11 protein-coding genes are annotated in these 12,526 nt (G+C 46.6%); 10 read left to right on the top strand and 1 reads right to left on the bottom strand.

Annotation, left to right across the window (positions count from 1 at the left end; all coding sequences use genetic code 11):
- Window positions 1–83: 83 nt before the first annotated feature.
- Complete coding sequence (gene corC, locus OCV50_RS03555) at window positions 84–974, top strand: CNNM family magnesium/cobalt transport protein CorC (RefSeq protein ID WP_032551450.1); 891 nt, start codon at window positions 84–86, stop codon at window positions 972–974.
- A gap of 32 nt (window positions 975–1,006) precedes the next feature.
- Complete coding sequence (gene lnt / locus OCV50_RS03550; RefSeq protein WP_261903721.1) at window positions 1,007–2,521, top strand: apolipoprotein N-acyltransferase; 1,515 nt, start codon at window positions 1,007–1,009, stop codon at window positions 2,519–2,521.
- 137 nt (window positions 2,522–2,658) lie between these two features.
- On the opposite strand, the gene OCV50_RS03545 is transcribed toward lnt, so the two are convergent.
- Window positions 2,659–3,129, bottom strand: a complete 471-nt coding sequence (locus OCV50_RS03545; RefSeq protein WP_239842445.1) for a zinc ribbon-containing protein — start codon at window positions 3,127–3,129, stop codon at window positions 2,659–2,661.
- 160 nt (window positions 3,130–3,289) lie between these two features.
- Between OCV50_RS03545 and leuS the strand changes: the two genes are divergently transcribed.
- From leuS to OCV50_RS03505, 8 genes are all read left to right on the top strand, one after another.
- A complete protein-coding gene (gene leuS / locus OCV50_RS03540) occupies window positions 3,290–5,863 on the top strand; it encodes a leucine--tRNA ligase (RefSeq protein WP_261903720.1) in 2,574 nt (857 codons plus the stop codon).
- A 211-nt stretch (window positions 5,864–6,074) separates the two neighbouring features.
- Entirely contained in the window at window positions 6,075–6,695 is a 621-nt protein-coding gene (locus tag OCV50_RS03535; protein WP_261903719.1) for an LPS-assembly lipoprotein LptE, read from the top strand.
- A 9-nt stretch (window positions 6,696–6,704) separates the two neighbouring features.
- A complete protein-coding gene (holA, locus tag OCV50_RS03530) occupies window positions 6,705–7,730 on the top strand; it encodes a DNA polymerase III subunit delta (RefSeq protein ID WP_261903718.1) in 1,026 nt (341 codons plus the stop codon).
- 49 nt (window positions 7,731–7,779) lie between these two features.
- Window positions 7,780–8,097, top strand: coding sequence for a ribosome silencing factor (gene rsfS, locus OCV50_RS03525; RefSeq protein ID WP_032551441.1), 318 nt, complete (start codon window positions 7,780–7,782; stop codon window positions 8,095–8,097).
- 3 nt (window positions 8,098–8,100) lie between these two features.
- Complete coding sequence (rlmH, locus tag OCV50_RS03520; protein WP_032551440.1) at window positions 8,101–8,571, top strand: 23S rRNA (pseudouridine(1915)-N(3))-methyltransferase RlmH; 471 nt, start codon at window positions 8,101–8,103, stop codon at window positions 8,569–8,571.
- Window positions 8,572–8,577: 6 nt separating this feature from the next.
- Window positions 8,578–10,470: a penicillin-binding protein 2 gene (gene mrdA / locus OCV50_RS03515; protein WP_239842441.1), complete on the top strand. Its 1,893-nt coding sequence runs from the start codon at window positions 8,578–8,580 to the stop codon at window positions 10,468–10,470.
- The gene (gene rodA, locus OCV50_RS03510) at window positions 10,470–11,591 is read left to right on the top strand and encodes a rod shape-determining protein RodA (protein WP_239842440.1); all 1,122 of its coding nucleotides are present in this window, start codon (window positions 10,470–10,472) and stop codon (window positions 11,589–11,591) included. Before mrdA ends, rodA begins: the two co-directional genes overlap by 1 nt.
- Before the next feature lie 135 nt (window positions 11,592–11,726).
- A complete protein-coding gene (locus tag OCV50_RS03505) occupies window positions 11,727–12,482 on the top strand; it encodes a septal ring lytic transglycosylase RlpA family protein (RefSeq protein ID WP_261904117.1) in 756 nt (251 codons plus the stop codon).
- The last annotated feature ends 44 nt before the right edge of the window (window positions 12,483–12,526 follow it).

The raw sequence follows: 12,526 nt of genomic DNA, 5'->3' as shown, positions 1-12,526 counted from the left end.
CTCCACGAACCTGGAAACACAATAGGTATCTGAGTTGTTATGTGTGCTATCACACTTCTGATAGCGTTATTTTTTGAGAAATCATGAACGAAGGTAACCCCCCCACTTCTGAGGGAAGTAAAAAATCTGAAGGTCCGAGTAGAAAGTCCTTCTTTGAACGCCTAGGCCAACTATTTCAAGGCGAGGTAAAAGACCGCCAAGAGCTCGTCGATGTAATTCGCGACTCTGAAATTAATGACCTAATTGACCACGACACTCGCGACATGCTTGAGGGTGTAATGGAAATCTCTGAGATGCGCGTGCGTGACATCATGCTACCGCGTTCTCAAATGGTCACAGTTGAACGCACCGATGACTTAGATACATTGATTGCGCTCATTACTGATGCTCAACACTCTCGCTACCCAGTGATCAGTGAAGATAAAGACCATGTAGAGGGCATTCTTTTAGCGAAGGACCTACTTAAGTATTTGGGCTCAGACAGCGCCCCATTCGACATTGAGCAAGTGATTCGTCCTGCGGTTGTTGTTCCTGAAAGTAAGCGCGTTGACCGCCTACTCAAGGAGTTCCGTGAAGAGCGTTACCACATGTCTATCGTTGTCGATGAGTTTGGCGGTGTATCTGGTCTTGTAACCATTGAAGATATCCTCGAAGAAATCGTTGGTGAAATTGAAGACGAGTTCGACGATGAAGAAGAGTTAGACATTCGTAAGCTGAGCAAGCATACCTTCTCAGTAAAAGCTTTAACCACTATTGAAGAGTTCAATGACACATTTGGAACCAGCTTTAGTGACGATGAAGTGGATACTGTTGGTGGTATGGTAATGACAGCCTTTGGGCATCTGCCGACCCGCGGCGAAATCGTAGAAATTGAAAACTACCATTTCAAAGTGACCTCTGCAGACAACCGCCGTGTGATTCAATTACAGGTGACTATCCCAGACGAGCAACCTCTTCCAACTATCGAAGAATAACAACTTCTCTCTAAAGAGATGACATAATTTAGATGACTAAACCATTTATTCATCGCCTACTACGGCCGCTTGCGGCCGTTTTTGTTGGCGCTATTACCACCCTTGCGTTCGCTCCCTACTCCTTCTGGCCTATCGCCATTCTCAGCCCAGCTATCTTGTTAATCCTATTGCACAAGCAAAGTAGCAAGAGTGCACTTTGGACAGGTTACGCATGGGGTTTTGGTCAATTTGCTACTGGCATCAGTTGGGTCTACGTCAGTATTGACGGCTTCGGCGGTATGCCACTCGCCGCAAACCTATTCCTAATGGGTCTGCTTATCGGTTACCTAGCCATTTATACCGGTCTATTCGGATGGGCACTCAACCGCTTCTTCCCTAACAATAACCTCACTCGTTTTTTCCTTGCTGCACCTGCCTTATGGTTAGTGACAGATTGGCTACGCGGCTGGGTTATGACTGGCTTCCCGTGGTTGTGGCTTGGCTACAGCCAAATAGAGTCTCCTCTTGGCTCATTTGCGCCGATTGGTGGTGTGGAACTGATTACTCTAGCGGTTATCGTTTCGGCAAGTGCACTGGCTTACACTGCGATTAATAGAGCCTGGAGTGTGGGGTTGATTCCTGTGGTTTTATTGAGTGCAGGTTTTGGTATTCGTAACATCGACTGGGTGACACCGAATCCCGACAAAACGACGTCACTAGTACTTATTCAAGGCAATGTTGACCAAGACTTAAAGTGGCTACCAAGTCAACGCTGGCCGACCATGATGAAGTACACCGATATGAGCCGCGATAACTGGGGTGCAGACATCATCATCTGGCCAGAAGCAGCGATTCCAGCTTTTGAAGTCGAGATCCCTTCATTTCTGCGCAACCTTGATAGCGCAGCGAAGATGAACAACAGCTCGATCATCACGGGTGTACTCAACCAGTCTGAAGACAAGAAGTACTACAACAGTATTCTCTCTCTTGGGGTAAATCCATACGGAGAATACAGCTATGACCCAAGCGAGCGCTACCACAAACACCACCTATTGCCGTTTGGTGAGTTTGTGCCATTTGAGGACATCTTGCGCCCACTGGCTCCATTCTTCAATTTGCCAATGTCGTCGTTTAGTCGCGGTGATTTCATTCAGCCAAACATTGTGGCTAATGGTCGTCACCTAGCACCTGCACTGTGTTATGAAATCATCTTCAATGATCAGGTTCGCCAGAATGTGACCGAAGATACTGACTTCATTCTAACGCTCTCTAATGATGCTTGGTTTGGTCGCTCTATTGGCCCCTTGCAACACATGGAGATTGCGCAAATGCGTGCTCTAGAGCTCGGTAAGCCCGTGATTCGCTCTACCAATAACGGTGTGACAGCGGTAACTGACCACAAAGGCAACATCGTTGAGCAAGTACCACAGTTCGAGACCGCAGTACTAAAAGCTGAACTTATCTCTACCGATGGTCAAACACCTTATCGTGTTGTCGGAACGTGGCCACTTTACGTTTGGGTGCTATTGAGTTTAGTAATCGGCTGGCGCTTGAGAGAGAAAAGCTAGATTCGAGATTCGAGATTCGAGATTCGAGATTCGAGATTCGAGATTCGAGATTCGAGATTCGAGATTCGAGATTCGAGATAAAACCTTAAAGGGTTGGCCTACTGGGTCAACCCTTTTTGTTTATGTTGGAGGGGGCGCTATGGTTTGAGCGCTTTGCGGCTGAAACCTTTACCACCGCATTTGATGCATGGAATGATGGTTGTTGGATGGTTGTACTCCGTTTGATGGCCACAATCGTCACAGATCAAACGCCCTAAACCGATCACTTCCCCGGCTTGATAGAGCCCTTGGTGTTCCAAATCTTGAAATAGCTCCACCCATTCCACCTTGGTACGGTCGGTGATTTCCAACAAGCCATGCCAGATTGAATCTGCAATCATCAAATAAAACGGGCCGCTTTTGCTCTCTTCATAGTTTTCAGAGAACTCTTTCAGATCCGATTTAACATAAGCCGAGATCAGCGATAGCTCGTCTTTCGTCATATCATTCGCGGCTTTTGCAAGCTTGCCTGACGTTTCAATCTTATTGTTGAGCTCTTCAGGGCTATGCTTGAGTGTTTCAATAACGTCTTCCACTAACTCTTCATAGAGTGCTTTTTTCTTTGGCATAAGTCCTCCTCAAGATTGCAGACCTAAATCAATACCCGAGATAATGAGAGTATGACAGGTATAGCTATTGTTGTAGTTCGTTCCTTTAGGTATTCTATGACGATCTATTAAAGTCTGATCAAACCAGACTCACAAATTCCAAGATAACCGGACATCATCGATGCAAGAACAATACAATCCGCAAGAAATTGAACAGAAAGTTCAACAGCACTGGGATAACAACAAGACCTTTGTTGTAAGTGAAGACCCAAACAAAGAAAAATTCTACTGTCTATCCATGTTCCCATACCCAAGTGGTCGACTGCACATGGGTCACGTGCGTAACTACACAATCGGTGATGTGGTATCTCGTTTCCAACGTCTGCAAGGCAAAAACGTAATGCAACCAATCGGTTGGGATGCATTCGGCCTACCTGCAGAAAACGCAGCGGTTAAGAACAACACAGCGCCTGCGCCATGGACTTACGAAAACATCGAGTACATGAAGAACCAACTTAAGCTTCTTGGCTTTGGTTACGACTGGAACCGTGAGTTCGCAACGTGTACGCCAGAGTACTACCGCTGGGAACAAGAGTTCTTCACTAAGCTTTACGAAAAAGGTTTGGTTTACAAGAAGACTTCTTCGGTTAACTGGTGTCCAAACGACCAAACTGTACTTGCAAACGAGCAGGTTGAAGATGGTTGCTGCTGGCGTTGTGACACTCCAGTAGAACAAAAAGAGATTCCACAGTGGTTCATTAAGATCACTGAATACGCTCAAGAACTACTAGACGACCTAGATAACCTAGACGGTTGGCCTGAGATGGTTAAGACCATGCAGCGCAACTGGATCGGTCGCTCTGAAGGCGTTGAACTGAAGTTTGAAGTGAAAGGTCAACAAGACCTAGAAGTTTACACAACACGTCCTGACACACTAATGGGTGTGACTTACGTAGGTATCGCAGCGGGCCACCCTCTTGCATCAGTAGCGGCAGAGAACAACCCTGAACTTGCAGCATTCATCGACGAGTGTAAAAACAACAAAGTAGCGGAAGCTGAACTTGCGACAATGGAGAAGAAAGGTATGGCGACTGGCCTTACTGCTATTCACCCATTGAACGGTCGTGAAGTACCAGTTTACGTAGCTAACTTCGTACTGATGGACTACGGTACAGGCGCTGTAATGGCAGTACCTGCACACGACCAACGTGACTACGAGTTCGCAACTAAATATGGCCTAGACATCATTCCTGTGATTAAGCCTGCTGACGATAGCGAATTAAACATCTCTGAAGAAGCGTACACAGAGAAAGGCGTTCTATTTGATTCAGGTGAGTTCGACGGTCTTGAATTCCAAGCGGCATTCGATGCAATTGCAGCGAAGCTAGAAGCTGAAGGCAAAGGTACTAAGACAGTAAACTTCCGTCTACGTGACTGGGGTGTATCTCGTCAACGTTACTGGGGCGCACCAATCCCAATGGTAACGACTGAAGATGGTGAAGTTCACCCAGTACCTGCTGACCAACTACCAGTGATTCTTCCTGAAGACGTGGTAATGGACGGCGTAACAAGCCCAATCAAAGCAGACAAAGAATGGGCGAAGACAACATTTAACGGCGAACCTGCTCTACGTGAGACAGATACGTTCGATACGTTCATGGAATCTTCTTGGTACTACGCACGTTACTGTTCACCACAAGCAGATGACATCCTAGATCCAGAAAAAGCAAACTACTGGCTACCAGTAGACCAGTACATCGGTGGTATCGAGCACGCTTGTATGCACCTATTGTACTCACGCTTCTTCCACAAACTGCTACGTGACGCAGGTTACGTGACCTCTGACGAACCGTTCAAGCAACTACTGTGTCAAGGCATGGTACTAGCGGATGCGTTCTACTTCGAGAACGACAAAGGCGGTAAAGAGTGGGTTGCACCAACTGACGTTGCTGTAGAGCGTGACGGCAAAGGTCGCATCACTTCTGCTAAAGATAACGAAGGCCGTGACGTAACACACTCAGGCATGATCAAAATGTCTAAGTCGAAGAACAACGGTATCGACCCACAAGAGATGGTAGACAAGTACGGTGCTGATACAGTACGTCTATTCATGATGTTTGCATCACCTGCAGACATGACGCTTGAGTGGCAAGAGTCTGGCGTAGAAGGGGCTAACCGCTTCCTGAAACGTGTTTGGAAGCTAGTTAACGAGCACGCATCGAAAGGCGCGGCAGAAGCAGTAGACACATCTGCACTTTCTGGTGACCAAAAAGCACTACGTCGTGATGTTCACAAGACAATCGCGAAAGTGACTGACGATATCGCTCGTCGTCAAACATTCAACACAGCTATCGCTGCAATCATGGAACTGATGAACAAGCTAGCGAAAGCACCTCAAGAATCTGCGCAAGATCGTGCAATCCTTGATGAAGCACTAAAAGCTGTTGTTGCAATGCTTTACCCAATCACTCCACACATCTCTTACGAAATGTGGGCAGCTCTGGGTCAAGAAGACATCGACAACGCGACATGGCCAACTCACGATGAAAAAGCACTTGTAGAAGACGAGAAGCTAATCATCGTTCAAGTGAACGGCAAGCTACGTGCGAAACTGACTGTACCAGCGGATATCTCTAAAGAAGATATTGAAGCTCTAGGTCTAAACGATGAGAACGTTACTAAGTTCACAGACGGCAAAACGGTACGTAAAGTTATCTACGTTCCAGGTAAGCTACTGAACATCGTTGCTAACTAAGCGTTCGTCACATCGTGACTGATTCGTTGAGTTAACGCTCGCAATGCGATAGGAATTAAAGAACTTAATTACCAATTCGCAGTCAATAGACAGGGTGCACCCCACCCTGTCTACTTATTTAAGCGCTTTTGTATTAGTGATTCCAAATACGGTTACACCCTAAACATAAAGCCTTTAAATAAGTAATCCATTTTATGAGAGCCATCAAATAATGCGCCTGATTTCACTGTCTTCGTTAAAAGCTACGTTCGTTGTTCTATCTGTTAGCCTACTCTCAGCCTGTGGTTTTCACCTACGTGGTGACTATTCTGTACCAGAAGAACTCAACAAGATCTCTGTATCAAGTTACGATCAATACAGCACATTTACGCGTATGGTGAAAAGCCAACTGCGTATGAGCAACGTAGACATTGTCGCGCCAACTAGCAAAACGCCGAACCTGCACCTGCTGAGCGAAAGCGTTAATGAGCGTACGCTCTCGCTATACCAAAATACACGTGCTGCGGAAAAAGAACTGACTTTTAACGCATCTTACCGCGTGACGATTCCAGAACTAGGCGACAAAACCTTTACCACTAGCGTTACCCGCAGCTACCTAGATAACCCTCTAACTGCACTGGCAAAATCTGTTGAAAGAGACATGATTGAAGATGAGATGCGCAAGCTAGCAGCAAGCCAAATCCTACGTCAAATGGCGCGTCTTAAAGCCAACCTTGCTGCGAACAGCATGAACCTTGAAGACCTAGAAGAGGTTCAAGTGAAAGAGCTAGAGAAGCAGTACAACATCAAAAATGTTGAGGTAACCCCAGATTCAGCTAAGTCTGCTCAATAAGGTTAACTGATGCGTATTTTTGCAGACCGCTTATCAGAGCAATTAAGTAAGCAGCTAAGTCGCGTTTATTTGATCTTTGGTAACGAACCGCTATTGCTTCAAGAAAGCCGCGAATCGATTCAGAAAGCCGCCAAAGAGCAAGGCTTCGAAGAACGTCACCGCTTTGCTATCGACAGCAGCCTAGATTGGAACGATGTTTACGACTGTACCCAAGCACTAAGCCTGTTCTCTAGCCGTCAACTCATCGAGCTGGAATTGCCTGAGTCTGGTGTCAACGCCGCTATCGCAAAAGAGCTATTGGCGCTTGCAGAACAACTGCACGAAGATATCATGCTGGTGTTGATCGGCACTAAGCTTACCAAGGCACAAGAAAATGCTAAGTGGTTTAAGGCACTTTCGAGCCAAGGTCACTGGGTAAGTTGTCTTACGCCTGACGTTGGCCGTTTGCCTCAGTTTGTTCAAGCTCGTTGTCGCCAAATCGGTTTACAGCCCGACGCCGAGGCCACACAAATGCTGGCTCAATGGCACGAAGGCAACCTGTTTGCATTGACCCAAAGCCTAGAGAAACTGGCACTGCAATACCCTGATGGCAAGTTGACCTTAGTTAGACTTGAAGAGTCGCTAAGTCGTCACAATCACTTTACCCCTTTCCATTGGGTAGATGCCTTGCTAGCCGGCAAAGGTAATCGAGCACAACGCATTTTGCGCCAACTAGAGGCGGAAGGTGTGGAAGCGGTGATCCTTTTGCGCAGTATTCAAAGAGAGCTAGCGCTGCTGCTTCAAATGCAACAACAAATGCAGCAGATGCCTATCGGACAAGTGTTTGAGAAACACCGTATTTGGCAATCAAAGAAACCCCTTTATAACGCAGCGCTAACACGAGTTTCAGTGACTCAGTTACACTCTCTGTTTGCACTGCTTACTCAAGCTGAATTGCTCTCTAAAACCCAATATGAGCAATCACCTTGGCCACTCATTCACCAATTGAGTGTTGAGTTTTGTATCCCTTCGGCTTCAATCCCCTTTCCCGCATAAAAGCGTGATATGATTTTGAGTCGCAAAATTAAGATTTAAGGAACACCCTGTGTTACGTGAAGAACTAAGAGATTTTCTTGCAGATAAAGCCGACGACATGAAAGCAGAGTCGATCATCACAATCGACGTTGAAGGTAAATCCAGTGTGACAGACTACATGATCGTTTGTACTGGTACTTCAAAGCGCCACGTCGCTTCTATCGCAGAACATGTCGCAAGTGAAGTGAAAAAAGTCGGACTAGAGCCTCTAGGTATGGACGGGGAACAAGAAGGTGAATGGGTTGTCCTAGATATGGGCACCAGCATGCTTCACGTGATGCAAGCTGAGCAACGCGAGCTGTACCAACTAGAAAAGCTGTGGGGCTAATCTGTGAAGATCCAATTAATTGCCGTTGGCACCAAAATGCCAAAATGGGTTGAAGAAGGCTTTCAAGAGTATAAGCGTCGCTTCCCACACGATATGCCACTGGAATTGGTCGAGATCCCAGCGGGCAAACGCGGCAAAAATGCTGACATTGCACGTATTCTGCAAAAAGAAGGCGAAGCCATGCTAGCAGCGGTGCCAAAAGGCAGCCGAATTGTGACGCTCGATATCCCAGGCAGAAAATGGGATACACCACAGCTTGCTGAACAGCTAGAGAGCTGGAAACTGGATGGACGTGACGTTTCTATCCTAATTGGTGGCCCAGAAGGTCTAGCTCCAGCATGTAAAGCAGCCGCAGATCAAAGTTGGTCTCTGTCAGCTCTGACTCTACCGCACCCTCTTGTGCGCGTTATCATGGCAGAAAGCCTGTACCGAGCTTGGAGCATCACAGCTAATCACCCGTATCACCGAGAATAAGCGTTAATGTTACGTAAACGTAGCCAGATCCGTGATTACAAAGAAGAAGCACGACTATTTGCTAGTCGTGCTTTTATTGCGTTTATAGGCATTGTAATCATGATGGGCATTTTGGTTGCCAACCTGTACAACATTCAGGTCAACCAATACCAAGACTATAAAACTCGCTCGAACGACAACCGCATCAAGGTTGTCCCTATCGCACCGACTCGCGGTCTAATTTATGACCGAAACGGTGTATTACTGGCGGAAAACCGTCCAGTATTCAACCTCGAGATCACTCCTGAAAAAATAAAGAACATGGATGACACCATTGCGCGTCTCCAAGAACTTATAGAAATCAGCCCTGAACGAGTTGAAAGATTTAACCGCGAACGTCGCAATACGCGCCGTTTCAAATCTGTGCCGATTCTCAACCAACTGACCGAAGAACAAGTGGCTGTTTTTTCAGTAAACCAGCATAAGTTCCCAGGTGTCGAGGTAACAGGCACACTCAAACGCTTTTATCCATATGGTGATGTACTTACACACGTAATTGGCTATGTATCACGTATTAATGACCGCGATATGCGACGTCTAGTTCGTGAAGAAAAAGACGCTAACTACCAAGCGACACGTGACATCGGTAAGTTAGGTATTGAACGCTATTACGAAGATATACTGCACGGCACGGCTGGCTACCAAGAAGTGGAAGTAAACAGCCGTGGCCGAGTCATTCGTACATTGAAGTTTGTCCCTGCGATTCCGGGCAAAGATATTGTGCTGAACCTCGATATCGACCTGCAACTTTACGTCCACAAACTGCTCGACGGGCGTCGTGGTTCCGCCGTGGTGCTGGATCCGGAAGACAACGGTGTACTTGCTATGGTATCAAGCCCAAGCTATGACCCGAATGCGTTCGTGCACGGTATCTCCTCTAAGGGATACAACGCCCTTCTAAACGACAAAAACCGTCCACTGGTAAACCGTGCGACTCTGGGTATCTACCCACCAGCATCGACCATTAAACCATTTATTGCCGTCGCAGCACTGCAAGAAGGTGTCATCACGCCGAATACCACCCGTAATGACCCAGGGTACTGGAAGATCCCGAACTCAAAGACCAAGCCATTCCGCGACTGGTTACGCTGGGGACACGGCACCGTTGATATCGTTAAAGCGATTGAAGAGTCTGTGGATACCTTCTTCTACCAAATCGCCTTTGACATGGGCATTGATCGTCTATCAAGCTGGATGATGATGTTTGGTTTTGGTGACTATACGGGTATCGATATACACGAAGAGAGTAAAGCCAACATGCCTACACGTGATTGGAAAATGGCTCGTCACCGTGTGCCATGGTATCAAGGGGACACCATTCCAGTTGGTATTGGACAAGGCTACTGGACAGCAACACCAATGCAGATTGCTAAGGCAACATCGGTGTTGGTACATGAAGGTGAAGTCATCGCACCGCACCTGCTACGTGCAACGATTGAAAACGGTCAACCACTTGAGACGCAATCACTGTCTGACATCGAGACCTATCCACCAATTACAGGTGTGAAGCAACGATTCTGGGACATTGGTAAAGAAGGCATGAAGCTAGTTAACCACGGTCGTAAAGGTACCGCTCGCCGCTCTTTCCAAGGTATGTCTTATCTGACTGCGGGTAAATCTGGTACCGCGCAAGTGTTTGGTTTGAAAGAAGACGAAGAGTACAACGCAGATGAAATCGCAGAACACCTGCGTGACCACGCACTCTTTACCGGCTTTGCACCGTTAGATGATCCAAAAGCGATCGTGACTATCGTACTCGAGAACGCCGGTGGTGGTTCATCGAATGGTGGTCCTGTTGTGAGACGTATCTTCGACCATATTGTTTTGGGCGACGAATATAAGAGTAAGGCGACACAATAATGAAACTCGATCTCTCTACTGGTCAAAATCGCGCCCTATTTGAGCGATTCCATATTGATTTACCACTGCTACTGGGCATTTTGGTACTCATGGGTTTTGCGCTACTTATTATGTATAGCGCAAGTGGCCAAAGTTTGGCGATGATGGATCGCCAAGCAATGCGTATGGCGTTGTCACTGGGTGTGATGATCTTCCTCGCGCAGATTTCGCCGCGAACCTATGAAACACTGGCTCCAGTACTGTTTGCTGGCGGTGTAATATTGCTGCTCGGGGTACTGTTCTTTGGTGAGGCCTCTAAAGGTGCACAACGCTGGCTGAATTTTGGTTTTGTCCGTTTTCAACCATCAGAACTACTCAAACTTGCAGTACCGCTGATGCTGGCGCGTTATATTGGTAAGCGTTCACTACCACCCACATTTCAGACGCTAGTGATCTCACTGGTGATGGTGTTTGTTCCAACCATTCTTATCGCTAAGCAGCCCGATTTAGGTACATCAATCTTGATTGCCGCATCCGGCATCTTTGTTATTTTCTTAGCAGGTATCAGTTGGAAGATCATTGCGAGCGCGGCTGTAGCCTTGGGCGCATTTATCCCAATTCTATGGTTCTTCTTAATGCGCGAATACCAAAAGGTTCGTGTTCGCACGCTGTTTGATCCGGAATCCGATCCATTAGGCGCGGGTTACCACATTATTCAAAGTAAGATTGCGATTGGTTCTGGTGGTATCTCAGGTAAAGGTTGGCTGCAAGGGACGCAATCTCAACTGGAGTTTATCCCTGAGCGTCATACCGACTTCATTTTTGCGGTCATTGCCGAAGAATGGGGCATGATAGGTATCCTATTCCTGCTCGCTATTTATCTATTCATTATCGGTCGTGGGCTAATTCTCGCTAGCCAAGCGCAGACGGCGTTTGGTCGAATGATGGGCGGCAGTATTGTTTTAAGCTTCTTCGTTTATATTTTCGTAAACATCGGCATGGTAAGTGGCATTCTTCCGGTGGTAGGTGTACCTCTGCCACTCGTGAGTTATGGCGGTACTTCAATGGTTACATTGATGGCAGGTTTTGGTATTTTGATGTCTATCCACACTCACCGTAAAGCATTCTCAAAGGCGACTTAAGTGATATTTAATGCAAAGCGCGATTTCGCAAAGAGCAAATACGCAAAGAGCAGTTACGCGATAAACAATAACGCGCAACACACCAAGTCATCAACGCTTAAGCAATTAGCACTTGTCGGTGGCTTAGTCGTGTTGATGAATGGCTGTTCGTCACAACCAGATTCCCAATCGGGTCGCTACGATATCAATGACGATATCGCCCCAGATGTACCAATCTCAGTTGAACATCTAGAAGACGCGCACCCAAAGTATGAGCCTTATAGCTTAGGCGGTAATAGCGATTACACCTTACGTGGTGAAGATTACAAAATCATTCGCGACAGCAAAGGCTTTACTGAAAAAGGTAAAGCATCTTGGTATGGCAAAAAGTTTCACGGTCACCTTACCTCAAATGGTGAGGTGTATGACATGTACTCAATGTCTGCCGCTCATAAGACGTTGCCAATTCCAAGCTATGTGAAAGTGACCAATACTGACAACAACAAGAGCACCATTGTTCGAGTGAATGACCGTGGTCCTTTTCATGAAGGTCGTATCATCGATTTAAGCTACGCAGCCGCATACAAGCTTGATGTCATTCGTACAGGAACGGCCAACGTTGAGATTGAAGTGATTACCGTCGACATCCCAACCGATGAAAATAAGAAGGCAGCACTCCCTCAATACATAATTCAAGTTGCGACCTCTCAGCATCAAGATCGCAGTGAAAAACTTGCGATTGAACTGAGTAAAGAACTGTCGGTCAAAACTTTTCTTCAGCCAGTAGATGACAAATACCGACTGATGCTTGGGCCATTTCATGACTATGCTCTGACTCAAGAGAAATTAGAACAGGTTAAGCTTATGGGTTACCCGTCAGCTTATATAAAGAAGCACACCTTAACTCGCTAGATTCTTACAGAAATTTCTGACAATCACTGCACTGGTTTGAAACA

It is taken from the genome of Vibrio fortis, assembly GCF_024347475.1.
GTDB lineage: Bacteria > Pseudomonadota > Gammaproteobacteria > Enterobacterales > Vibrionaceae > Vibrio > Vibrio fortis.
This window is presented reverse-complemented; position numbering and strand designations above follow the sequence as displayed.

Bases quoted from the DNA above. Each gene is read 5' to 3' on its own strand.
- leuS (WP_261903720.1), top strand. From the start codon at position 3,290: ATGCAAGAACAATACAATCCGCAAGAAATTGAACAGAAAGTTCAACAG.
- corC (WP_032551450.1), top strand. From the start codon at position 84: ATGAACGAAGGTAACCCCCCCACTTCTGAGGGAAGTAAAAAATCTGAA.
- holA (WP_261903718.1), top strand. From the start codon at position 6,705: ATGCGTATTTTTGCAGACCGCTTATCAGAGCAATTAAGTAAGCAGCTA.
- OCV50_RS03535 (WP_261903719.1), top strand. From the start codon at position 6,075: ATGCGCCTGATTTCACTGTCTTCGTTAAAAGCTACGTTCGTTGTTCTA.
- OCV50_RS03505 (WP_261904117.1), top strand. From the start codon at position 11,727: ATGAATGGCTGTTCGTCACAACCAGATTCCCAATCGGGTCGCTACGAT.
- mrdA (WP_239842441.1), top strand. From the start codon at position 8,578: ATGTTACGTAAACGTAGCCAGATCCGTGATTACAAAGAAGAAGCACGA.
- OCV50_RS03545 (WP_239842445.1), bottom strand. From the start codon at position 3,129: ATGCCAAAGAAAAAAGCACTCTATGAAGAGTTAGTGGAAGACGTTATT.
- lnt (WP_261903721.1), top strand. From the start codon at position 1,007: ATGACTAAACCATTTATTCATCGCCTACTACGGCCGCTTGCGGCCGTT.
- rodA (WP_239842440.1), top strand. From the start codon at position 10,470: ATGAAACTCGATCTCTCTACTGGTCAAAATCGCGCCCTATTTGAGCGA.